Genomic DNA, 24,107 nt, shown 5'->3' on the forward strand with positions numbered 1-24,107 from the left:
TTAGTCCTTTTTATTAGATTTAGTGGTGCTTGCTTTTGTCTTTTTGTTTGCTTGTGTGGCTTGCTTGTCCTTAAATTGCTCGAGGATATAAATCGGACGCATTTTGACTTGCTCATAAATCCTAGCAATATACTCGCCAATCACACCAAGAAGCATTAATTGAATCCCACCAATAAAGGTAATAACCACCATAAGGCTAGGATACCCAGCCACAGGGTTGCCATATACAATCGTATCAATAATACGGTGGATTCCATACACCACCGCCACAATACTCATAAGCCCCCCAAGCACAAAGGCGATACGCAGTGGAGCAGTGCTAAAGCTTACGATTCCTTCAATAGCATATTTAAAGAGATTCCAAAAGCTCCAACTCGATGCGCCCTTAAAATGCGGGATATATTCATATTCTAAGCATTCACGCTTAAACCCAACCCACGCAAATATCGCTTTTGAGAATCTATGATATTCTTTAAGCTCTAAAATCGCCTCTATTACTTCTCTATCCATTAAGCGAAAATCTCGCACGCCAGATTCGATTTTTACCTCTGAGAGCAAGTTTGAGAGTTTATAAAAAATTTCACTTAAAGCCGCACGGACTTTAGACTCTCCAGCGCGCGTAGTGCGTCTCGCATAGATGACTTTTGTTGTGCGATTAGAATTAAGCCAGATTCTTACCATTTCAATGATTAAATGTGGAGGGTCTTGCAAATCCGCGTCAATTAAAATCACGCCCTCCCCGCTTGCTTCTCTCAAACCTGCTAAAATTGCTGCTTCTTTGCCAAAATTACGCGAAAAAGAAAGCACTTTAATGTTTTTTGCCTTTGAGCGCATATCTTGCAAAATCTCTAAAGTTTTATCCCTGCTCCCGTCATTGACAAAGACTATTTCATAGGTTATGTGTGGGAACTCCTTTTGGACTTGTTGCATTGTGAGGGCGATTTGACTTTGAAATTTTGGCAGTGAAATTTCTTCGTTATAGCAAGGCACTACTATTGAAATGCCTTGTGAAACACTTTTAGAACTATTTGCAGGAGTATTTGCCGTGCTCATTTTATAATCCTTACGCGATAATTTTATAGATTGAAGTGGATATTGTATAGCGTTTTTTTGAATGTTTTATTAACAAATGATTTTGTGTGAATTATTTTAAGCGTGATTCTTATGAACGCAAAATTTTTATGCCAGCGTGAATGCTTTGGACTAAATATTCTATATCCTCTAAATTATGTGTGTAATGCAAACTCACTCTAAGCCAACCCGGTCTTTTTTGTGGATTTTTAAGAAGTGAATAAAGGAGCTTTTTGGATTCTTGGTTGGTAAAATGTAGAGAATCTAAATCCATCAAATAATGCCCATAAGGTCCTGCACAAGAGCACCCAGCGCGAGTTTGGATTCCAAACTTTTGACTTAAAAGCACACTTAAATCAAATGGCGAAACACACGCGATATTAAAACTTACGATGCCTAAAGAATCACCCTTAGGATTCTCCCAATCACCATATAAACTAATGGCAGGGATTTTTTTAAGCTCATTTAAAAGAATCTGGCTTAAAACTCGCTCACGGCGAGCAATGTTCTCTAACCCCACCTCATTGCGAAGCTGATACGCCAATGCCGCACGCAAAAGCCCTATAATCGGTGGCGTGCCTGCCTCCTCTCTACGCTCATAATCCTCTACATACAAATGCCCATCATTGCTTGCATACTCTATCACGCCTCCACCGCTAAAGCTCGGGCTTGGCGTTTGAAAAAAGTGCCTGTGCATCGCCAAAAGCCCACAAGAACCCACACCGCCTAAGAGTTTATGAGGGGCAAGGAAGAGTGCGTTGCAATGTTTAGATTGCATATCAATATGTGGGCTCGCACTCGCTGCATCAAAGGCAAGCGGTGCGTTTGGTGCGTATTTGGCAAAAAGTTTGGCGATTTTTTCTTGTGGAGAGAGAATCCCACTGACATTAGAAGCAAGACAAAATGAGCCGATAATCTCTGCATTTTCTTGTTGAGCTTGGCGTAATTGTGTTTCTAAGGCAGATATATCAAATCGCCCTGTGGAATCTAGCCCAATTTTGACAATCTCACAAAGCCCCTCGCGCAAAGAAATTTCATTAGAATGATGCTCATAAGAGCTAATAAACACTTTTGGTAAGCGAGATTGCTTTGGTATTTGGATTCTTCGTCTGCTTTGTGGAGGGATATAAATACCGAGTAATTCTTGGAACTTTTTAATCGCGCCACTTGCACCACTCCCACAAGCAACGAGCAAAAACTCATCACCTAGTCCTAGTGCCTGCTTAGTGCGTGTTCTTGCCTCATCATAGAGCGCAGAAGTGATTTTAGAGTGGCTTGAGCTAAAAGAATGTGTATTAGAATAAAATGGCAAAATTTGAGCAATACGAGATTCTATACCCTTATGAGCAAGCCCCGAAGCTGTCCAATCAAAATATTTACTTTGAGAATCAATAATGATACTCTCACGCACCTGCTGAACTTTCTCGCCTAAATCTAAGCCCTCATCTAAAAGCGGGGCAAAAAAACTCTCAACAATGGGCGTGATTTGCATTCAATATACTTACTCAACTTCAATGATATAAGGCACGCTTCTTACACCAGATTCTATTAAAACTCCGCTAAACTCCACGACATCTTTTGCCACAGATTCTCGCTCTTTACCAACATTAAAACTTTTGTCATACACACTTTGCAGGAGTGTTTTATTTGCGTTTTCATCACTGCTTATATGCTCCATTATGTAGCTTGCACGCGTGATTGAATCTGGTCCTAACAACGCCACAATATACATATCTACATTATACTGCTCCAATCGTTCATCAAGCCCTGCAAGTTCCTTAGCACAATACATACAACTAGGGTCTGAAATGACTATAAGGCGTTTATTGGTTGGTGATTTCGCACTAAAGTGGATTGCCCTATCTTTATGCTTCTCCAAAACCTCTTTGACGACTGAATCTGTCATTTGCTTGTTTGCATTTGCTATACTTTGTGTTTTAGAGCTTATTGTATCTATTAGCTTCTTATCAGCACTAAATGCGATTCCATCAAGGACCATAAGCACCTCACTATCACTTGTAGAGAGGAGTGCTTCTTGCGTGCCATCATTTGATTGCACTACGACAAGGTCTAAGGAATGTCCTATGTCAGTTATTTCAACCACTTTAAAGGGGAGGTTTTTCTCATCAAGGGCTTTTTGGATTGTTTGTGTTTTTTCCTCTAAAGAAAGTTTTGGCGTAGAGCCCTTATCGCACGCACCAAAACTTAGCAATGCACACAACAATAAATATTTTGCTCGCATATTTACTCCTTATCAATATAAAAATCTTGCGTCATTTTACCCTAAACAAATACAATTTAGTTAATTTAAGGCGTAATGATATAACTTTGACTCATATTGCCCGAGTGCAAAATCGTAGTTTGGTATTTGCGTGCGTAAAATTTCAAAAGCATTTTTTGCAAAAATGGCTCAATGCTTGGATAAAACCACGCATTATTACTCATAGCAATGACAAATTGAGGATAATCTGCGTATAATTTCCTTGAAGTGGCTTCATAGCAAATGGCGTTGCGGAAGCGCATTCCAAAGATTCCAATATCACCAAACTCTTTGCCAGAAGCAAATTGAAACATTTGCAAAACTCCAAATGAGCGCACAAGAAAATCTGGCAATGGGATATTTTCTCCAAATGGCGCAAGAATCACCTTATCGATGAAAAAAACTTCATCACCATTGAAAACAAAAGTGCTGTTGTAATATTCCCCCTTATCCACTCGTAACGCCCCAGCAATAATGGTGATGTCTTTGGCATATTGTTTAAGCCTGCTTATGACAAATTCACCAAACTCTCCACCAGATTCTAACACCATTGGAAAAGCAATTTCAGGCAAAACAATAACTTGTTTTCCCTCTGCAATCGCATTTTGAATAAGGGCAAAATTCTCTTGTATGCTTGTGGCAATTTGCTCATCTTCCCACTTTAAATGTTGAGGGACATTCGTATGTGAAAGATAAATGCGTTGGAGCATTTGAGTGTTTGTATGGCTTTGTGTCTCTTTAGAATCTGACGCGATTAACCCAAAATCAAGTGCGAGGATAAGGAAAAATATCCCAGCAAGATTCTTAAATCGCCATTTATGCGGGGTCAAAAAACAATACAATCCACAAACAACAAGCGCGAAATGCAAATAGCTCACATCAAAATAACTATACGCAAGCACTGCTTCAGGCACAAGCCAATCAAAGCCAAATGGCGTGATAAAGTGCATTACTAATAACCCCAAAAGCCGAATTACAAGGCATTCACAAAAAAGCAAAAGCCAAAAAATGCCTCCATATATCAATGCAATAGCACCAATAATAAAGGGGATAAGCATCTCTAAATCAACAAAACGAAAACTCAAACTCGCCCAATAAAACCAAAACACTCCCACAAAAAAGCCAAAACCAAAGCGTCTCTCTTTGGGGATTCTCAAATACACATATATACTTAAAAGTGCCAAAAAACTTCCCAAAATAAGTGGAGTATCAGCATTAAAGGCGACATTACAAAGCGTTAAAACATAAATTGGCGCAGAAAATAAAAACGCTAAAAATGCGTCTATAACGATAATGCAAAGTTTATAAGAAAATGCTTTTGGATTAAGCTCTTTTTTAAAAATACGCTTCAAACAAGATTCTATCCCATCTTCAAATGACGGAATGTGTGTCTGCGTGCGCAAAATAGAAGCCTTTGAAGTGATAGAAGTGATAAAACGGCTAGATTGTAAAAATTTCATTGTGTCTGCTCTCTTAAAAAGTGATAATTGTGAAAAGATTTGTGTAAATTTACCATAAATTGCGCTAAAATGGCGAACTTATCTTGTTAAAATAGCAAGGAAGTTTTACACCTATCATAGAGGAAAAATATGTTTGAAGCAACCACCATATTGGGATATAAGGGACAATATAATGGCAAAGATTACGCTATTATCGGGGGCGATGGGCAAGTAACATTTGGTAATTGTGTCCTAAAGGGAAATGCAACAAAAGTGCGCACGCTCTATAATGATAAAATTTTAAGTGGATTTGCAGGTAGCACAGCTGATGCTTTTAGTTTGTTTGATATGTTTGAGCGAATCTTAGAGGGCAAAAAGGGTGAGCTTACGCGCTCTGTGCTAGAATTTAGCAAACAATGGAGAAGTGATAAATATTTACGCAAACTTGAAGCAATGATGATAGTGCTTGATAAAGAACATATCTATATCCTAAGTGGCACAGGAGATGTGGTCGAACCTCAAGATGGCAAAATCGCTGCCATTGGAAGTGGCGGAAACTACGCACTAAGCGCAGCAAGGGCATTAGATAAATTTGGGAATCTTGCCCCAAAAGAACTTGTAGAAGAATCTCTCAAAATCGCAGGCGAGCTGTGTATTTATACCAACACAAACATAAAAATTTTGGAGTTAGCATAATGGAAAATATGACGCCAAAAGAAATTGTCGCGTATTTAGACGAATACATCATAGGGCAAAATGAAGCCAAAAAAAATGTGGCAATCGCATTAAGAAACCGCTATCGCCGAATGAAGCTCCCAAAAGAAATCCAAGAAGAAATCACGCCTAAAAATATTTTAATGATAGGCTCAACGGGCGTGGGCAAAACAGAAATCGCACGCCGAATGGCAAAAATTATGGGATTGCCATTTGTCAAAGTAGAAGCAAGCAAATACACAGAAGTGGGATTTGTGGGGCGCGATGTGGAATCTATGGTGCGTGATTTGGTGCTCGCAAGTGTGAATCTCGTCCAAAAAGAACAAGAGCAATCAAGCCAAGAAGCGATTAAAGAATATATCCTTAATAAAATTACACAAAAGCTCCTCCCACCACTACCCTCAAGTGTGAGTGAGAGCAAAAAGGCTGAATACGAGCAGAGCTTTGAAAAAATGAAAAAAAAGGTCGAAAATGGAGAAGTAGATACACTTGTCATTGAAATCGAAGTAAGTAAAAACACAAACTTTAACGATGAGGGATTACCGCCAGAGGTCGTGCGCGTGCAAGAATCTATCATCAAAGTCCTCAATCCCCAAGACCAAAAGCAAAAACGCGAAATGAGTGTAAAAGAGGCAAAGGAAGCCCTTAATTACGAGGCTACAATGCAATGCCTTGATTATGAAGCAATCAAACTTGAGGGGCTAAAACGCGCCGAGCAAAAGGGGGTGATTTTTATCGATGAGATTGATAAAATCGCTGTGGGAAGCAAAGATTCTTCACGACAAGACCCAAGCAAAGAAGGCGTGCAAAGAGATTTGCTCCCCATTGTAGAGGGAAGCGTGGTGAATACAAAATACGGGCAAATCCGCACGGATTATATTTTATTTATCGCTGCTGGAGCATTTGCATTTGCTAAACCAAGTGATTTAATCCCCGAATTGCAAGGGAGATTCCCACTGCGCGTGGAATTAGAAAACTTAAATGAAGAGAGTTTGTATAAGATTCTCACCCAAGTCAAAAGCTCTATTGTCCGTCAATATCAACTTTTACTAGAAACAGAAAATATTACATTAGAATTCGATGATGAGGCGATTAGAGAGCTTGCTAAACTCTCCTTTAATGCCAATCAAAAAACAGAAGATATTGGTGCTAGACGCCTGCATACCACAATAGAGCGTGTGCTAGAGGATATAAGCTTTGAGTGTGAATCTTATGCGGGCAAAAAAGTCGTAATAACAGCCCAAATGGTGCGCGATAAACTTGGCGAGCTAGTAGAAAATGTCGATTTGGCGCGCTATATTTTGTAGGCATTAAACTATGCGCTACGCAGTGTTGTATCATTAAGAACTTTTATGAATACGCGTTGTGGCTTTATAGCAACATTAGGGCGACCAAATGCTGGCAAATCAAGCCTGCTTAACGCCATTGCCAAGCAAAATCTCGCCCTTACTTCACATAAAGCAAATGCCACGCGCAAACAGCTACAAATTATCATCTCCCATACAAGCACAGATTCTCGTGGAGCATATAAGGCGCAAATGATTTTTGTCGATACACCGGGCATTCACCACCAAGAGAAATTACTCAATCAATATATGCTAAAACAATCACTAAAGGCGATGAATGATTGCACTTTGGGGGTTTATCTCGCACCAATAAGTGATGATATTACCCATTACGAGGAGTTTTTGACACTCTCGGCAAATACAAAAATCGCACAAAATCATATTGTCGTGCTAAGCAAAATTGACCTTGCGAGCAATGAGCAAATCCTCGCAAAAATCGCGCAATACCAAAATTACCAAAACCGCTACCTTGCGCTTATACCACTAAGCATAAAGCACGAAAAAACACTCCAAGAGCTTCTTAATGTATTAGGAGAGCATTTAGAAGATGGCGTATTTTTATATGATGATGAAAGTGCCACCAATGCTAGCTTGCGTGATATTGCAAAAGAGCTTATAAGAGAGAGCGTTTTTGAAAACTTAAGCGATGAAGTGCCATATCAAAGCGATGTGTTACTTGAGCGTTACAAAGAGGGAAAAATTCATAGAATCTATGCTACAATAATCGTTTCCAAACAAAGTCAAAAGGCACTTGTCATTGGCACAAATGCCCAAACTATAAAGCGCATAGGAATAAATGCTAGAGAAAAGCTAGAGCGACTTTTAGGACAAAAGGTATTTTTAAAGCTTGAGGTGCAATTACGGAAGGGTTGGGATAAACAAGTAGATGAATTACGGAAATTTGGCTATATTATGGATTAGATTAACTTCAAGGATTGGAAATGAAAAAAGTTTTGGCAATATGTGTATTTAGTTTGTTTGGCGGGTTTCTTAGTGCAGATTCTCTGCAACCAATAAGCGACGATGTATTTAAATTGCTTAAAATCTATCAAGAGCGTGGCATTGGTGCGGTGCAAAAAGAATTTGATGAATATTTGCTCTCTCCTCAATATTGGCTAAAAATCTTGGAGGGCAAAGATGTGCGCTACGGCTATTATGAAAGTGCAAAATTTGTCTTTATCTCTAATAAACTCGCTCCTGATTTGAGACTCCTAAAAATCACCAAAAAAGGCTTTGAAGAACTTGGAAGCTCATCTGCGCTTGTAGCAAAGGGCAAGGGGCATAAGAAATTAGAGGGCGATTTGACCACGCCCATTGGCGTGTATGATTTGACCGCTCGTTTGACAGGACTTCCCCCATACTATGGACCACTCGCACTTGCGACAAATTATCCAAATGTCTATGACAAATCGCTTAAAAAAACGGGCGGGGGAATCTGGATACACGGATTGCCATTAGATGGGAATCGAGAGGAGCTCAACACAAGAGGTTGCATTGCCATAGATAATGAATTGTTAAAAAAATATGACAAACTCATCAATTATAGAGATACCATTGTCATTATAAGCGAGGGCGAACCTCAAGCACTATCACTCCAAAGTATCGCTCAACTCCTATCAGGTCTCTATCAATGGCGTGAAATGTGGCAAAACAACAACCTACAAAAATATCTAAGTTTTTATGATAGCAAGGACTTTATCCGCGAGAATGGTATGACATATAAAGCCTTTGTCGAACACAAGACGCGTGTATTTGCCAAAAATGAAGAGAAAGATATTGGCATTAGTGCCATTGACATTTCACCATTTATCAACGAAAACGGAAAACAAATGTTTCGCATTAGCTTTAGACAAAATTATAAGGCTATGCTAAATGGCAAGGTAACTTACAACTCAAGCCACCGCAAAGACCTTTTTGTATGGCTTGATAATGGAAAGATGAAAATCCTAAGCGAGAAGTAATCACCCACACCACGCAATCTCGGACAAGATTTTATCGCTTATGAAAAATAAGCGAGAGGGAATTTACACAATGGCGCGTGTTTTTAGCAGTAAATCCCTCGCCTCTAAATATATGCCCCAAATGCCCTCCGCAGTTCGTGCAAGTAATTTCAATACGGCGCAAATCAGAATCTAAGCTTTCACTTACTGCGCCTTTCTCACTAGATTCAAAACTTGCCCAACCACAACCAGAATGAAACTTCGCACTTGAATGATACAAAAGCGCATTGCACTGCGCACAAACATACTCTCCCTCTTCAAATACATCGGTATATTCTCCACTAAATGGTGGTTCTGTGCCTTTATGCAAAAGCACATATTCTTGCTCTTTGCTTAGTGTATTGTATTTTTGACTCAAAATCACTCCTTTAATTTGCCTTTTTTGTGCGCAAGTGAATGTATAAATGCAACACATCAATGCTTGCTGGCGTTATGCCACTAATTTCGCTTGCCTCAAAAAGTGATTTTGGATTGAATTTTTTTAGCTTCTCAACCACCTCAAGGCTAAGACCGGGTATATCATCAAATACAAAATCTTTTGGAATGGCGACTTTTAGCATATTTTGCATATTTTTAATGCTCTCTTGTTGCTTTATGATGTAATTTGCATACTTAGATTCTATAACCACCTGCTCTAATGCCCTTTGGCTTAAATCCGCTATGCTCACTCCAAAATGCTCACAAAAAGCTATGAGATTATGAGAATCTGGGACATTCACTCCTATGACTTGCAAAAGTGTGGCTTTATCGCTTATTTTTCTTAATCCAAGATTCTCTAAAAATTCATTATTTGCTTTACTTGGAGTTATTGTATTTTCTTGTAAGGATTGCAAAACGCGCGCAATAGCTTTTTTGTCATTCATCGCCTCATCATACTCACTTTGAGCGATGAGTCCAAGCTCAAAGGCTTTTTGACTTAGTCGCAAATACGCATTATCCTCACGCAAAAGCAAGCGATATTCTCCACGCGAAGTAAAAAGTCTATACGGCTCATTTGTGCCCTTACTTACCAAATCATCAATCATCACACCAATGTAGGCTTCGTTTCGTTGTAAAATAAAGGGATTTTTGCCCTGTGTATAAAGTGCGGCGTTAATGCCTGCGATTATGCCCTGTGCGGCTGCTTCCTCATACCCTGTCGTCCCATTGATTTGTCCAGCTAGGAAGAGATTCTCGCATTTTTTACACGCAAGTGCGTGGGTAAGCTCTGTTGGCTGAATATAATCATACTCTATGGCATAGCCATAACGCGTAATTTTCGCATTTTCTAATCCCTCAATACTATGTATCATCTCTTCTTGCACATCAGTTGGCAGTGAAGTGGTCAAACCATTGATATAATATTCCACACATTCGCGTGTTTGAGGTTCTAAAAAAAGTTGGTGTCGCTCCTTGTGTGCAAAGCGATTGACTTTATCTTCTATACTTGGGCAATAGCGCGGGCCAACGCCTTGAATCTGCCCGCTAAAAAGTGGCGCACGATGAAAATTATCACGGATAATGCTGTGAGTTTTTTGGTTGGTATAAGTTACAAAACACGGAATCTGCACGGGGTTAAAATCCCTTGTGCGTGCGCTAAAATGCGGTGGATTCTCATCACCATAATGTGCTTCTAAATTACTACAATCAATGCTCCTCCCATCAATCCTCGCACAAGTCCCTGTTTTTAATCGCCCCATTTCTAAACCCAAGTCTTGCAAGGAGAGTGAGAGTGTTTGCGCACTTAACTCGCCAAAACGCCCGTTTTGGAGCTTTTGCTCGCCAATGTGGATAAGTGAGCGTAAAAATGTCCCTGTGGTGAGAATCACGCTCTTTACATAATAGGTTTTATTAAGATTGCTTTTTACTCCAACAACTCTAAATTGCCCTCCGCTTTTTTCAAGCAATAAATCCGTGATGAGCTCTTGAGATACGCTCAAATTTGGCGTATTAAGGGCATATTTTTTAGCTACTATCGGGTAAGTATCCATATCAATTTGTGCTCTTGTGCCACGCACAGCGTGTCCCTTTGAGGCATTAAGTGTGCGAAATTGCAACCCACAAATATCTGCAATCTCACCCATTACGCCACCAAGCGCATCAATTTCTTTAACCAAATGCCCCTTGCCAAGCCCACCTATGGCAGGGTTACAGCTTGCTAGCGCAATATTTTGAATAAGGATAGTAAATAGGTGAGTTTTTGCGCCCATTTTAGCACTAGCAATACTTGCTTCAAGTCCAGCGTGCCCACCACCAATCACAACCACATCAAAATTATTCATTTTTTTCCTTATGTGAGAATCTTAAAAAACGCAATTTTACAATACAAATATTTCTTGCGTGCATAAATGTGATACAATCATAAGAAAATTCAAGGAGTGAAGTATGGGAATGCAATGTTTGAGAGTAGTGATTGTATGTATGGCGTTATTTAGCGGAGCTTTTGGCGCACCTAGCAGCAACGCTAACAACAATATAAGCAAAGAAGCAATGCGGGCAATGAAACAAACCGACCAAGATGCCTATCTCACAAGTCAAAATATGTATAAAAAAGATTTTGGCGATATAAGTGTATTTGTCATTTCACTAGGCAATTTTGATGCGCCATTTGATAAACTTATCGCAAGTGATGATAAACAAAGCGCGTTATTACAAACAATGACAAATGACAAGGCGATAAATCATCACAATGTAATGTTACTAAAAGGTAAGGAATTTATCGCGCTCATTGATACGGGATTTACCCATACTCAAGAGATTCTCATTACACAACTCCAAAAAATAGGAATCGCACCGCAAGATATTACACACATTATTGTATCCCACGCCCACCCAGACCACATAGGTGGCATTTTACCAAATTCCCCAAAGAGCAAAAAAACTTACAAAAGTGCCAATATTTTTCCCAATGCCAAAGTTTTGATTGATGAAATTGAATATAATTTTTGGACAAATTCAAACAATGAACTTGCAAAAAAATCTTTGCTCTCTTTTAAAGAAAAAGAATTTTTTGCTCATAGTGCGCCAATTCTTGCCACCAAGCAAGCCAAAATTAACGCTATACAAGCCTACGGACACACGCCCGGACACACTATCTTTAGCATAGAATCTGCTGGGGAAAAGCTCGTATTTATAAGCGACTTGGTGCATTACTTTAAGATTCAAAATACAAATCCTGCCATTGCCATACAATATGATAACGACAAAGCACAGGCTGTGGCTACACGCGAACAACTATGGAAAAAGTTTAAAAAAGATAAGGCATATAAAAACGCGCTTTTTGTTGGTTCGCATTTTCCAACTTTCCGCCCTATCCCACTCAAATAGCAATAAATTTGCTTGGTGTTAGCATACAAATTGAGTTTGCTTAAGCTATGCAAAAAGCGTATGAAGTTCTTGGAGCATTTCTTTGTATATTTGTCCATTTTGGCGTAGAAATGCTCGCCTAGAGCGGAACTCTAAGCAATACTTCTCAACCAAACCCCAAAATGCTTTGGAGTGGTTTTTGTGCATTATATGAGCGAGCTCGTGGATTACGACATACTCGATACAAGGCTTTGGAGCGAAAAGAAGCATTGTTGAGAAACGCAGAGAATTATCGCTCGTGCAGATTCCAAAATAACTCTTTGCTTGAGTAAGTGTGATATGCTTGTATGAAAGATTCATTGCACAGGAGAATTTTTGACACTGCTCCAAAAGTAAATCCCTTAGTTCATCTTGCAATAACTGCTTATTAAAGTGTGTTGTAAGCCAATCTTTTTGCACCCACTGCCCGAAATACAAAATAGTGTTTTTCCTGCTTTCTCGCTCGGCAAGGCGCGTTGATTCTATGTGTTTAAATTTTTGTAAAGTGGTGCGTATCCATACATCATTTTGCGCGATGAAGTCCTCACATTGCGCCTTTGAATAATAAAAAGGCACGCTAACTAAAAGTGTTTGAGAATCTTTTATCCGCATTCGTGCATACTTTACGCGTTTTTTAGTGATTTTTATTTCAAACATTTTGCTACTTTGTGAAAATTTTTTGGCATTATACAAAATACATTCAAATCTACACATAAGGATTACAATGAAAGTGCTGTTATTAGAAAATGTGCAAGGACTAGGCAAAGCTGGCGAAGTGTGTGAAGTCAAAGATGGGTATGGGCAAAATTTTCTTATTGCTAAAAATAAAGCCCTGTTAGCGACAAATGAAGTCATCAATCGCTACAACGCTAAACAACGACAACTCGCAGAATCTAAAGCCCTAGAGCTTGCTGAACTAAAGCAACTCGCACAAAGTTTAGAAGGCATAGAGCTAAGCCTACATAAAAAGGTGGGGAGCAATAACGCGCTTTTTGGCTCTATCACTAAAGATGAAGTAGCAAATGAGATTCAAAAACATATCAAAACAACCATTGATAAAAAATCCATTATCATAAATGAACCCATCAAGCACACAGGGGATTTCACCATCGAAGTAAAGCTAGGAAGTGGGATAAGCGCGAAAATCACGCTCCATATCTTACCACTACACTAGCATTTATTTTTAAAATTTACGCAAACTCTTTGAGTAGCAATTTTTGTGTATCCATTATGCCAATGCCCTTATTTAGCGTATCATTGGCGATGTCTTGGGCTTCTTTAAGCGAGTGCATAGCATAAGTGCCACATTGAAACTTGTTTGCCTCTGGGATTTCGCTGACGCGCAAAATATCTTTCATACTCGCTTCCCACGCTTCTTTGACACTCTCTTGGCTTGGAGTGCCTATCACGCTCATATAAAATCCCGTGCGACAGCCCATCGGCGAAATATCGATAATTTCGACACTTGAGGCATTGAGATGCTCGCGCATAAATCCTGCAAAAAGATGCTCTAGCGTGTGGATTCCCTTCTCGCTTAAAATTTCCTCATTTGGCTTGCAAAAGCGCAAGTCAAACACGCACACTTTATCGCCCTTTGGCGTTTCCATTGTCTTTGCTAAGCGCACAGCAGGAGCTGGCATAATAGTGTGATCTACCTTAAAACTATCTAGTAATGGCATAGATTCTCCTTTAAAATAATAATTTAGTGTGTCATTATAGCAAGTTTTTGGAATCTGGGGTTTAATTTGGCTGTGTGGAATTTTGGTTGTTTGGTTGCGTGTTAGATTGTGCGGGAGATTCATTGGTGTCTTGGTTTTGTGTTTCATTGGCATTAGGTTGTGGCGCATTTTCTTTGATTTCACTTTGTGTGTCTGGGCTAGCATTATCTTGCAATAAAGGCATTATCTGGTTTTGAGCTGGCAATTCTTGTGTATCGCTTGCATTACTGCTTGCCTCATTGGAATCTACGCTAGGTTGTGGCGCGCTTTCTTGGTTGCTTTGTTCATCTTTGATATTTTTCTCATCTTGCTCTTTAGTGTTTGTAGATTCTTGCGTATCGCTTGGTGTGCGCTTTAGCTCTTGTTCCATATCTTCATTTGTATGAGAATCTTCCTCAAATGCAGATTTAATAAGCCCACTTACATTATGGCAATCAATATCAACGCGATATTCAAATGGTAGTTGTGTGCTAAAGTTATCTAACACTACGCTAAATTCTGCACTTTCGCCGGGTTTTAATGGCATTTTTATAGTTTTTGAATATTTTTCCAAAGGAAAAATGGGGTTAAGAAACCCTAAAATACCACTCCGCAAAACACTCACACTAGCCTCACACACACTAAAGGGCGAAAACCCAACATTAGTGATTTGCCCTTGCAAGAAAAACGCATCAATATACAAAAGTCGCTTAGATTCTGTAATGCGCACCTCAGTAGTATATAAAAATTTCTGCATGCTCATCTGTAACCCAATAGGGGCAAAGATAAAAACAGCCGTGGCAAGGAAAAACATAAGATGTGGAAGTATTTTGCGTCCAGCCAAAAGCAATCCAAGCAAGAAAAATATAAAAAAAATGATAAAGAAAAAGCCCATAATGGCAATTTCATAAAGACCAAAAAGGTTAAAAAAGTTATAGAGAAAATCCTTGTAATACTGCATTTATCGTAATCTCTTTTCTTCTAAGCCACTTAATCCCTCACGCCTAAGCAACTCTTGGCGCACCTCATCTGGGCTTATATTATTAAAGGCAAGTCCCACAAGCGTGTGATAGACTAAATCCGCGCACTCATAAATAATATCCTTTTTACTCCCATCTTTAAGGGCAAAAGTAAGCTCGCCTGCTTCTTCGATGATTTTTTTAGCGATAGTGTTTGTGCCCTTAGCATAAAGACTTGCTGTATAAGAAGTATCACTTTTGGCATTTTTGCGTAAAAGAAGTGTGTGATAAAGCGTATCGATGATTCCATAAATTGCACTCGTATCAATCTCGCTAGGCATTGAGGAAATTTCACAATCCAAAGGACGGAAGCAACTCCTTGTGCCGTTATGACAAGCTACCCCTTCTTGACTGATAAGAAAAATAAGCGTGTCATTATCACAATCCACCAATACTTGCTTAATGTGCTGTAAATGTCCGCTTTGCTCGCCTTTTTTCCAAATGCGATTCTTAGAGCGCGAGAAATAATGCGCTAATCCACTCTCAAGGCTAAGAGATAAAGAATCTTTAGAGCTAAACCCAAGCATTAGCACTTCTTTGTTTTGAGAATCTTGCGCAATCGTAGGGATAAGAGGTGTTTTATCCCAATTTAGTGATTGTATGATACTCTCTTTGCCACTCAAAAACCACCCCTTAACCAAACTCCGCAATTCACAACAGTATTACAATATGAATTTTATTGCGCGCTCATTGTGCTTTGCTTTTTGCTTTTAGAATCTACCCAGATATTTGGGACAGCCCCACCGGGACTTAAGAAAATTTGTGCGTTCGTATTTTCTTTGAGTGCTTCATTAAACTTGCCTTGCACTTCAATTTGACGCAAATTTAAAAGTTGATTGCTAAGCGAGCCTGCAATCAGCCTATTTGCTTGTGCTTGTGCTTGTGCCTCAATCGTAATGGCATCAGCCACACCTTGCGCCCTCACACGATTAGCATCAGCTTCACCTTTTGCCAACGCCGCGACTTTTTCAGCTTCTTGTTTTGCGCGTTCTACCTCGTTTTTTGCTCTTTCGGCTTCCTGTCTAGCGACTTGCACTTGCTCAATTTGTGCCTTTATCTTTTCTGGCAACACAATTTCTCTAAACTGCACCGAAGTAATCATTACGGGATTATTTTTAAATTTTCCAATTTCACTTTCCATATTGAGTGCTATTTCTTTGGCAATATCATCGCGTTTTGTAGGGAGCTCCTCTGCAGGATAGCGACCAATAACACTTCGCACCACATCACGCACCACAGGGTTAATGATTTTTTGCTCCCATTCTGCGCCATAGGTAGCAAAGGTTAGAGGGGCATTTGCTTCGTTAAGCTGGTATTGCACGGTAAGCTCTACGAGTACAGTCAAACCTCTAGAATCTAGCACATTTATCGCATCATTGCGTAAAATCCCCTGATTCTTTCCCACTACTCCCATATCCTCCGTGCGTGAAAAGTCAATCTTTCGCACCTTTGCATCTACAATGATAACATCTTGCAAAAATGGCATAAACAAATGCAAGCCGGGCTTAAGTGGATTTGGTTGATATTCACCAAAGGTCGATTTAATCCCAACTTCCCCTGAACTCACAATAACAAAAGGTTTATTCACAATGATAATAAGTAAAATGGCAATGCTAATAACCCACACTGTAAGTTTTTTGCCTGTTGGCAAAAAGTCATTTAGGTTATTAAACCCATCGCTTCCACCAAAATTCCAATTTCCGCCATTTCCTCCACCGCCGTCATTTTTGTCGGTGTTTTTGTCTTCTTTTTTAGAATCAGGCTTATCTTGGATTTGCGCTCTTTTGCGCTTTAAGTGTTCGTTTAAATCTATTGGCATACTTGCTCCTTAATGTGTATTTTACCATTTAATCAATGTAAGTTAAATATTTGGCGTATTTTGGATTCTCGCCGTTTATGATTTTGTTAAACTCTGCTTGGAGTTTTTTGGTGATTGCTCCTGCCTTGCCCTCGCCGCTTCGCACGCCTATGGGGTAGAAATCCACCTCTCTTATGGGCGTGATTTCTGCGGCTGTGCCTGTGAAAAACGCCTCATCAGCGATATAGACTTCATCACGCGTGATATTGCGCTCCACCACCTCGATGCCCAAATCACGGGCGATTTCTATGGTGGTGGCTTGGGTGATAGATTCTAAAGTGTAGTCGTGCGGCGGGGTGATGAGCTTGCCATCTCGCACGATGAAAAAGCACTCCCCGCTTCCCTCACTCACAAACCCGCTCTCATCAAGCAACAACGCCTCTTCACACCCGCACGCAATCGCCTCGTATTTCGCCATTTGAGAGTTGAAATAATTTGCCGCAGCTTTTGCCTTGCCCATCGAGCTTTTGACAGAATTTCGCGCAAAAGAGCTCATTTTGACTTTGATTCCGTTGTTTATGCCATCTTCACCAAGATATGCGCCCCACTCCCACGCGGCGATAGCAGTCTCCACAGGCGCGTTTGCGTGATACACGCCCATAACGCCATAGCCCAAGTAGATAAATGGGCGAATATACACATTGCCATTATAGTCTGCCTTGTTTGCGCGCAACAAGTCAATATGCGCTTGCTTTAGCTCCGCTAAATCGTAAGGGCAGTTGATACGAGCGATTTTTGCAGAATTTAACAATCGCTTGCAATGGTCATCAAGCCGAAAAATCGCCAATCCCTTTGGCGTCATATATGCCCTAGTGCCTTCAAACACGGCATTTCCATAATGAATAGTATGGCTTAAAATATGTGTGGTAGCGTCTTTCCACGCGATGAGTTTGCCATTTTTCCAAATGTAGCTTGATTCTTTTAGTGCCATTTACAACTCCTTAAAAATTCAAATATAGAGCCTACAAAAGCCACAATTCTATAAGCCATACTCTTATTTTTGCAATAATTTCTAGCGTTTTGAAAATTGTGGGCTTCGGCGAGCTTTTTTCTTCCCATATTTTTTTCGTTCAACCACACGAGAATCACGAGTAAGCAATCCTTTTGGTTTTAGAATCGCTCGAAATGCACTATCGTAATTATTCAATGCCTTTGAGATTCCGTGTCGCAACGCTTCAGCCTGCGCGCTATATCCACCACCAAGTGTATGTGCGATAATATCAACAGACTTTTCTTGCTTTGTAAGCACTAAAGGTTGCATTACTTTCATCTTAATTGCCTCGTGCCCACCAAGCCACTCATTTAGACTTTGTCCATTGATATTGAGTTTCCCTGTCCCGCTTTTTAACCACACCTTAGCAATGGCTGTTTTTCGTTTCCCTGTTGCATAAATTTTTGTCATTTTTTAGCTCCTTATCTCACTTTTTATTCTTTGCTACTTGTGCGCTATGTGGGTGTTCACTGCCCTTATACACTTTAAGTTTTTTAATCATTGCGCGCCCGAGCTTTGTCTTTGGTAGCATACCGCGCACAGCAAGATGATAAAGTTTCTCTGGGTGCTTTTGGAGCATTTCTTGGAGAGTTTTGCTCTTTGTGCTTCCAAAGTAACCAGAATGTGTAAAATACTCTTTGTCATTAAGCTTCATTCCGCTAAACTTCACTTCTGTGGCATTCACAATAACCACAAAATCTCCACAATCCATATTTGGTGTATAACTTGGCTTATGTTTGCCACGCAAGATACTTGCCGCCTTGGTAATAAGACGACCAAAAACCTCGCCTTTGGCGTCTAACACAATCCATTGGCGTTGTATTTCGCTCTGTGTTGGTGTTTTTGTAAATTTCATTAAGAATCCTTTTAGTATGAAGTAAAATTCTAATTGGGATTATAAAAAATTTTCGCTTAAAATTAACTTAATTTAAGCTAATTATAAGGAATGATTTTTCCTCAATACAAATATCCCACACACTGCCAAAAAGCTTGCAGAACTTGCCATTACCGCGCTTGTGCAAACAAAAATATCTCCAAGCCCTGTAAGTGGTGAGACAATCCCTCCAAATGCAAAAAGCGAGAATCCAAGCACCGCAGAAGCATTACCCGCATTTTTGCGCTCCATTTCCATTGCCAATGCAGTAGCTGATGGCAAAATCATACCCAAAAAAACGAGCGTAAGCACAATGCTTGATTCCATAATCCACATATTGCCGTGCCAAAGCACTATGGCACTTGTAATAAGTCCTAACACAAAAAATCCTACAATACCCGTTTTCAATGCCTTACGCTCACTTTTAAATAATGGCGTAACGCTCGCACCAATAGTAAGCCCTAACGCCGCACCACCAAAACAAAAGCCATACTGCAATTCGCTTAGCCCAAAATGATTCTCAAAAATAAATGAACTCGAAGCAATAAAACTAAACATAAATCCCATAGCAACAGCATTGATTGCTGTATAGAGCATAAAAGTGCGATTTTTGACAATCCCCAAAAATGAAAAACTTTCATAAATCTTGCCTTTGAGGCGATTTTCTAACGGGAGGCTTTCGTGGAAGAAAAACACAGCGATTAAAAGGGCTAAACCAATGCCGAGCAAAGCCACAAAGATTCCACGCCACTGGGTAAATTCGAGCATTATACCACCAAGCACGGGCGCACAAATTGGCGCAAGCCCGTGAATCGCCCCAAGCATTGCATAAAACTTCGCTAACTCTTCTCCTCTAAACAAATCCGCCACCACAGAACGAGAAATAACAACCCCGCCACTTGCGGCAATGCCTTGCAATAACCTAAACACAATAAATGAGCCAATATCCCAACTAAAAATGCACGCAATCGTGCTTAACACAAATAAAAAAAGTGAGATAAGAAGCACTCTCTTGCGCCCATACATATCGCTAAATGGACCCATCACAAGCTGACCAAGCCCCAATCCCAAAAGCGAGCAAGTGATAGAGAGTTGCACATAAGTTTCACTTGAATGAAAAAGCTCTTGAATCTTTGGCAAAGCAGGCAGATAAAAGTCCGTAATAAAAGGACCAAAAGCACTTAAACAAGCAAGCACAATGAGCAAATACACTCGAGAATTGCGTCTCTGGCTATCTTTAGTAGTAGGATTTTGTGTTGCGTTTGACATCAGATTCCTTAGATTTGAGTAATGTTATGTTTGATAGAGAAATAATTGTAACTTAATTAAATAAACTATAAACGCAACACATCTGCAAAAATCACACCATCAATACCAAGTTTTGCTAACGATTCTATCTCATCTTCGCTCTTAATCACATAGAGCACTTTGCTATCAAACAAATAGTTTTGGGCGACTTGTTGGAAAGTTTGCGCACTATGACGCACGATAAGATAATGTGGCATAAAGCTCGCACTCAACACAAAATCACTCACACTCTCAACGAGCACTCCAAAGGCAATTTCATTACTCGCGCAATGCTTAAGAAGACGAAAATCTCCATTGTAAGGAAACCACACAATTTCATCATTCCTACTTTGTGTGATTTGCTCTAATGATTCCACACGCACAAACTTTTGGTATGCTATCTCGCTATGCCCAATTATCAACATACGCAATCCTTTAGATTTGTTTTTCAGGCAAAATTTTTGCCAGCACATTTACCACACGAAGCAATATGCTTGCATTAGGGGAGCTTGAGTGAAGTTCATATTCTCCAAGATTATTATATCCACGCCAATGAATACTTCCACCAAACTCCACGACTTCCCACGATTCTCGCATTTGAGATTGTATCATTTTTTTGAGTGCTAGGGCAAATTGTGGATTGTCAAAAATCACCACCGATTCTGTGTTGAGACTTACTGAGCGTGGGTCAAGATTAAAACTTCCCACCCAAGTAATGCGCTCATCAAACACAATGGTTTTGCTATGCAATGAAACATTGGTTTTTTTAAGTTTGCCACGCAAACCACTACGCTCCTTTTTCCCGTGATAGTGGTATTCATAGACTTTTACGCCATTTTTTACAAACTTTTTACGATATGATTCCCACGCTGAATGCACCACAAGCAAATCTGTGGAGGCGAGTGAGTTGGTTAATATATATGTTTGCACGCCACGCGCTTTTAGAGAATCTATAAGGGCTAATGACTTTTTACCGGGCACAAGATAAGATACAGCGATATAGACATCATTTTTTGTCGAGGTAAATATATCTTTGAGCGTATCATAAATGGGGTTGCTTTCTAATTCTTGCTCTATTTTTTGTGGTTTATCGCCGATAAAAGTCGCACTTCCCCACAAAATTGGGAATTTTTTATCATTATAATCCTCCACAAATTCATTTACCAAATGATTATATTGCTCAAATTCTTTAGGATTCTCAAGTGTATCAATAGTTTTAGCTATGTCTTCTTCATATTTTTTCATACTTCGTTTAGAGGGGAGTAAATACGCTGGAATCGAGCGTTCATACGCCCAATATTCATTGAAGTTTTCCACCGCCTTTTGCACCACAGGACCGATAAAAATCACATCTGTGTCTGTAAAGTTAATATCTGTGTTGCTATTAAAGTATTCATCAGCGATATTGCGCCCACCAATGACAAGCGCAATATCATCTACCACGAAAATTTTATTATGCATTCGGCGTGAAATACGACTAAAGCCATATATCATCTCTGGGTATCGCAGAAGTTTTGAGCGATTTTTATATGGGTTAAAAATCTTTACTTCGATATTAGGGTGAGAATCAAGCGCGATAATATCGCTAAAATCAGAATCTAGCCCATTATCATCAATTAAAAGTCGCACCTTTACTCCACGATTTGCCGCAAGCCAAAGCTCACGCATAAGCACCCTTGAAGAGAGCTCATCGCGATAAATTGAGGATTGCAAAAGAATGCTTTTTTGCGCCATTTTTGCTAATGCTGAGCGATGGATTAAAGCCTGTGAGCCATCTTGGATAAGCAACGCGCCACTTTTGCCGTTGTTTTTTGTGATTTCTTCGCTATAAATTTTGCCAATATGCGTTTGAGATGGCTCAAAAGATTCTATTTCTAGGCTTGATTGGAGAGAATCTCTAGGGACATCGTTGAGATTGATTACCCCTTGAGCACACCCGACAAACATAAAAAATGCTATAAAAATATTACTTAGACCTAGCATTAAGCGCATTTGCACGCAACCCCTTTTTGATAATTAAATGGGATATTATAGCTAAAATAATTTATCGATTTCTTTTGCTTCTTAATTCTTAACTTCACTATACAAGATAGCTTAGCAGATTCTCGCCTTGCGGGACAAAAAGTGGCTTTATCGCCTTATCAAGCACAAATTCTATGGACGCATATTGCTTTAATTGCTTGGTATTTGCTTGAAGCAATGCGAGAGAATTTTCAAAATTTGCTTTTATAATGATTGCGTTGCTTGGCGATATTTTCCCTTCAATAGCCCCAAGATGAGGCATTATCACGCTAAAAATAATGGCGTTTTGTTGTCGCTGGATTTGCAAAAGACTCTCTTTTTTTTCATTTATGAGCACAAAGCTTAGCACGCCCTCTTTTAATCCAAGCACGACAAAGCTAAAAAACTCAAATTCCTCTTTGTTTTTTGCGTTTGCCATTTGCTCTAAATTTCTATCAAGGGCGCATTTAAAGATATTTTTAGATTCTAAAAATTCCTCAAGTTGTGTGAGGTCAAACTTTTGTGGAGCAAATGGCAAAAAGTCTAAAATCGCTGGGCGGTGTAAAAGATTATTAAGCACTATCGCACCATCTGAGCTCTCTTGCATTGTCCCCCAATATTTTTCTCCCACTTTGAGAGATTTATAACTCGTGGTTTGAAGTGTTTTATTGCCAATTTCTAAAAGATATTTTGAGGAGCTAAGCCTTTGGCGCACGCTAATTACTATCGGTAAGCTCGCATTAAAATGTGCTATATGAGTAGAGTTAAACGCTCTAAAAAGAGTGCCAATGTGTTTCATTGCCCTATTTTAGCCCTTTTATTACAATCTTTGCGATGCTGTGGGCGTGAATCTGTATGAATGCTTTGTTTAGCCACACGCGCGATATTAGCAACCTCAAAACTGAGAGCAAACTTACTTAGTGCGTGGTTTAATGCTTTAATGCTATCTTGCCACACAAATTGCATTGTATTGTTCATCTCTCCAAAGGCTTTATTTTGTGCGTTTATGACATTAAGACACACACAAAGACATTGCTTATGCTCAAGCATTGTTTGAGCACTTTTAATGGCAGTTTTTTCATCACTCTCGGCCTTAAAGCCTATTTTATAAAATTCCTTAGAATCTAAACTTGCAAGAATATCCACATTACGCACAAGCTCGATACACAAATCTTGCATTTGGTCTTTTTTTATCTTGTGTTTGGCGGGGGATTTTGGGGTGAAGTCCGCAATCGCTGCACTCATAAAAAGATAGGGGATACTTTTGCACTTGCGCTTAGATTCTATAATCGCGTCATAAAATTCCTTGCTTGTAGTTACCCTTGCTTGCGCAATGCTATGAGGCAATGGTGGTAAATCATCTTGTGGCTTTGAGCTAATGAGCGTTACCTTCGCCCCCAGCGTGTAAAGACACAGGGCTAAAAAATATGCTTGCTTGCCACTTGAGAGATTACTAATCACGCGCACACTATCAATGTTCTCACTACTTCCTCCGCCCGTGATGATGACTTCTTTGTCTCGCCAAAATGCAAGATTCTCAACTCTATTACGAAGAATTGTCATTCGCTCAATCTCGCTATCCCTAAAAGATTTTATAGGCAAATGCTTAAGATTTATAAGAGAGCGCAAAAGGGCAAAAATTATCTCAGCCTTATCTGCCAATGCTCCCTTTCCCTCATCTCCACAAGCCAAAAGCGCGATTTTTGGCTCGATTATTTGCACGCCCAAATTGCGTAGTGTAGTAAGATTTGCTTGTGTTTGAGGGGCATTTAGCATTGTCGTATTCATAGCAGGAGCGAGGATTTTTTCAGCATTGCAGGCTAAGAGTGTGCAAGTGCTTATATCATCAGCGATTCCTTGTGCAAATTTAGCGATAGTATTCGCCGTAGCAGGCGCGATTAAGACAACTTGCGCCCATTTAGCATAAGTGATATGATTTGGTGCTTTTTTGCCACTCCAACTTTGAGAATCTTCGCACAAGACGACATTTTTACTCAACGCCTCAAAAAGCAACGGATTGATAAACTTTGTGCTCTCTTTGCTCATTACCACGCGGATTTTCGCGCCTAATTTATGCAGTGTGCTTATAATATCAAGGGTTTTATACACCGCCACAGACGCACTCACAACCACCAAAATTTTCCTTTTAGCAAAAAGCGGGCGCAAAAAATCAAATTCGCTCATTTATTTTCCTTACTATAATGTTAATGCGTGGCAATGCTTTCA

General features: G+C 39.7%; 25 protein-coding genes. 6 read left to right on the plus strand and 19 right to left on the minus strand.

Annotated features, from left to right (window positions below):
• The 4 genes from ACWIUJ_RS05860 to ACWIUJ_RS05875 all read right to left on the minus strand — a co-directional run bounded on the left by ACWIUJ_RS05860 (position 1) and on the right by ACWIUJ_RS05875 (position 4,791).
• A complete protein-coding gene (locus ACWIUJ_RS05860; protein WP_454169571.1) occupies positions 1 to 1,053 on the minus strand; it encodes a glycosyltransferase family 2 protein in 1,053 nt (350 codons plus the stop codon).
• 109 nt (positions 1,054 to 1,162) lie between these two features.
• On the minus strand, positions 1,163 to 2,563 hold the full coding sequence (locus tag ACWIUJ_RS05865) for an aminotransferase class V-fold PLP-dependent enzyme (RefSeq protein ID WP_454169573.1): 1,401 nt from the start codon (positions 2,561 to 2,563) through the stop codon (positions 1,163 to 1,165).
• A 9-nt stretch (positions 2,564 to 2,572) separates the two neighbouring features.
• A complete protein-coding gene (locus ACWIUJ_RS05870) occupies positions 2,573 to 3,313 on the minus strand; it encodes a hypothetical protein (RefSeq protein WP_454169575.1) in 741 nt (246 codons plus the stop codon).
• Between the two features lie 65 nt (positions 3,314 to 3,378).
• A complete protein-coding gene (locus ACWIUJ_RS05875) occupies positions 3,379 to 4,791 on the minus strand; it encodes an apolipoprotein N-acyltransferase (RefSeq protein WP_454169577.1) in 1,413 nt (470 codons plus the stop codon).
• Positions 4,792 to 4,920: 129 nt separating this feature from the next.
• Between ACWIUJ_RS05875 and hslV the strand changes: the two genes are divergently transcribed.
• From hslV to ACWIUJ_RS05895, 4 genes are read left to right on the plus strand one after another with little or no spacing between them, the layout of a single operon-like run.
• Positions 4,921 to 5,466, plus strand: coding sequence for an ATP-dependent protease subunit HslV (gene hslV / locus ACWIUJ_RS05880; protein WP_454150897.1), 546 nt, complete (start codon positions 4,921 to 4,923; stop codon positions 5,464 to 5,466).
• Between the two features lie 8 nt (positions 5,467 to 5,474).
• The gene (hslU, locus tag ACWIUJ_RS05885) at positions 5,475 to 6,791 is read left to right on the plus strand and encodes an HslU--HslV peptidase ATPase subunit (protein WP_454152020.1); all 1,317 of its coding nucleotides are present in this window, start codon (positions 5,475 to 5,477) and stop codon (positions 6,789 to 6,791) included.
• 45 nt (positions 6,792 to 6,836) lie between these two features.
• On the plus strand, positions 6,837 to 7,751 hold the full coding sequence (gene era, locus ACWIUJ_RS05890; RefSeq protein WP_454169579.1) for a GTPase Era: 915 nt from the start codon (positions 6,837 to 6,839) through the stop codon (positions 7,749 to 7,751).
• A gap of 20 nt (positions 7,752 to 7,771) precedes the next feature.
• Entirely contained in the window at positions 7,772 to 8,791 is a 1,020-nt protein-coding gene (locus ACWIUJ_RS05895; RefSeq protein WP_454150893.1) for a L,D-transpeptidase family protein, read from the plus strand.
• A 31-nt stretch (positions 8,792 to 8,822) separates the two neighbouring features.
• Here ACWIUJ_RS05895 and ACWIUJ_RS05900 read toward each other — a convergent pair whose 3' ends face one another.
• Positions 8,823 to 9,188, minus strand: a complete 366-nt coding sequence (locus tag ACWIUJ_RS05900; RefSeq protein WP_454169581.1) for a methionine-R-sulfoxide reductase — start codon at positions 9,186 to 9,188, stop codon at positions 8,823 to 8,825.
• 10 nt (positions 9,189 to 9,198) lie between these two features.
• Positions 9,199 to 11,091, minus strand: a complete 1,893-nt coding sequence (mnmG, locus tag ACWIUJ_RS05905; RefSeq protein ID WP_454169583.1) for a tRNA uridine-5-carboxymethylaminomethyl(34) synthesis enzyme MnmG — start codon at positions 11,089 to 11,091, stop codon at positions 9,199 to 9,201.
• 103 nt (positions 11,092 to 11,194) lie between these two features.
• Here mnmG and ACWIUJ_RS05910 point away from each other — a divergent pair, with 103 nt between their 5' ends.
• The gene (locus ACWIUJ_RS05910) at positions 11,195 to 12,136 is read left to right on the plus strand and encodes an MBL fold metallo-hydrolase (RefSeq protein WP_454150887.1); all 942 of its coding nucleotides are present in this window, start codon (positions 11,195 to 11,197) and stop codon (positions 12,134 to 12,136) included.
• Between the two features lie 45 nt (positions 12,137 to 12,181).
• Here the strand turns inward: ACWIUJ_RS05910 and ACWIUJ_RS05915 are convergent, their stop codons facing one another.
• A complete protein-coding gene (locus tag ACWIUJ_RS05915) occupies positions 12,182 to 12,811 on the minus strand; it encodes a M48 family metallopeptidase (protein ID WP_454150885.1) in 630 nt (209 codons plus the stop codon).
• A gap of 67 nt (positions 12,812 to 12,878) precedes the next feature.
• Here ACWIUJ_RS05915 and rplI point away from each other — a divergent pair, with 67 nt between their 5' ends.
• A complete protein-coding gene (gene rplI, locus ACWIUJ_RS05920; RefSeq protein ID WP_454150883.1) occupies positions 12,879 to 13,328 on the plus strand; it encodes a 50S ribosomal protein L9 in 450 nt (149 codons plus the stop codon).
• Positions 13,329 to 13,344: 16 nt separating this feature from the next.
• Here rplI and luxS read toward each other — a convergent pair whose 3' ends face one another.
• The 12 genes from luxS to ACWIUJ_RS05980 all read right to left on the minus strand — a co-directional run bounded on the left by luxS (position 13,345) and on the right by ACWIUJ_RS05980 (position 24,065).
• On the minus strand, positions 13,345 to 13,833 hold the full coding sequence (gene luxS, locus ACWIUJ_RS05925) for an S-ribosylhomocysteine lyase (protein WP_454169585.1): 489 nt from the start codon (positions 13,831 to 13,833) through the stop codon (positions 13,345 to 13,347).
• 61 nt (positions 13,834 to 13,894) lie between these two features.
• Positions 13,895 to 14,812, minus strand: coding sequence for a DUF2393 family protein (locus ACWIUJ_RS05930; RefSeq protein WP_454169587.1), 918 nt, complete (start codon positions 14,810 to 14,812; stop codon positions 13,895 to 13,897).
• Complete coding sequence (gene hisIE, locus ACWIUJ_RS05935) at positions 14,813 to 15,493, minus strand: bifunctional phosphoribosyl-AMP cyclohydrolase/phosphoribosyl-ATP diphosphatase HisIE (RefSeq protein WP_454169589.1); 681 nt, start codon at positions 15,491 to 15,493, stop codon at positions 14,813 to 14,815.
• Positions 15,494 to 15,546: 53 nt separating this feature from the next.
• The gene (locus ACWIUJ_RS05940; RefSeq protein ID WP_454169591.1) at positions 15,547 to 16,689 is read right to left on the minus strand and encodes an SPFH domain-containing protein; all 1,143 of its coding nucleotides are present in this window, start codon (positions 16,687 to 16,689) and stop codon (positions 15,547 to 15,549) included.
• Positions 16,690 to 16,717: 28 nt separating this feature from the next.
• Positions 16,718 to 17,659, minus strand: a complete 942-nt coding sequence (locus ACWIUJ_RS05945) for a branched-chain amino acid transaminase (protein WP_454169593.1) — start codon at positions 17,657 to 17,659, stop codon at positions 16,718 to 16,720.
• Positions 17,660 to 17,740: 81 nt separating this feature from the next.
• Entirely contained in the window at positions 17,741 to 18,130 is a 390-nt protein-coding gene (rpsI, locus tag ACWIUJ_RS05950) for a 30S ribosomal protein S9 (protein WP_454150872.1), read from the minus strand.
• Between the two features lie 16 nt (positions 18,131 to 18,146).
• Positions 18,147 to 18,575 (minus strand): 50S ribosomal protein L13, encoded by a 429-nt coding sequence (rplM, locus tag ACWIUJ_RS05955; protein WP_454150870.1) that lies wholly within the window; start codon positions 18,573 to 18,575, stop codon positions 18,147 to 18,149.
• 81 nt (positions 18,576 to 18,656) lie between these two features.
• On the minus strand, positions 18,657 to 19,862 hold the full coding sequence (locus ACWIUJ_RS05960) for a multidrug effflux MFS transporter (protein ID WP_454169595.1): 1,206 nt from the start codon (positions 19,860 to 19,862) through the stop codon (positions 18,657 to 18,659).
• Positions 19,863 to 19,927: 65 nt separating this feature from the next.
• Positions 19,928 to 20,305, minus strand: coding sequence for a hypothetical protein (locus tag ACWIUJ_RS05965; protein WP_454150866.1), 378 nt, complete (start codon positions 20,303 to 20,305; stop codon positions 19,928 to 19,930).
• 10 nt (positions 20,306 to 20,315) lie between these two features.
• Positions 20,316 to 21,872, minus strand: a complete 1,557-nt coding sequence (locus tag ACWIUJ_RS05970) for a phospholipase D family protein (protein WP_454169597.1) — start codon at positions 21,870 to 21,872, stop codon at positions 20,316 to 20,318.
• 88 nt (positions 21,873 to 21,960) lie between these two features.
• Positions 21,961 to 22,680, minus strand: a complete 720-nt coding sequence (locus ACWIUJ_RS05975) for a hypothetical protein (protein ID WP_454169599.1) — start codon at positions 22,678 to 22,680, stop codon at positions 21,961 to 21,963.
• On the minus strand, positions 22,677 to 24,065 hold the full coding sequence (locus tag ACWIUJ_RS05980) for a bifunctional phosphopantothenoylcysteine decarboxylase/phosphopantothenate synthase (RefSeq protein WP_454169601.1): 1,389 nt from the start codon (positions 24,063 to 24,065) through the stop codon (positions 22,677 to 22,679). The genes ACWIUJ_RS05975 and ACWIUJ_RS05980 overlap by 4 nt, the downstream gene beginning before the upstream one ends.
• Positions 24,066 to 24,107 lie beyond the last annotated feature (42 nt).

The sequence above is a fragment of the Helicobacter sp. 23-1046 genome (assembly GCF_053654635.1).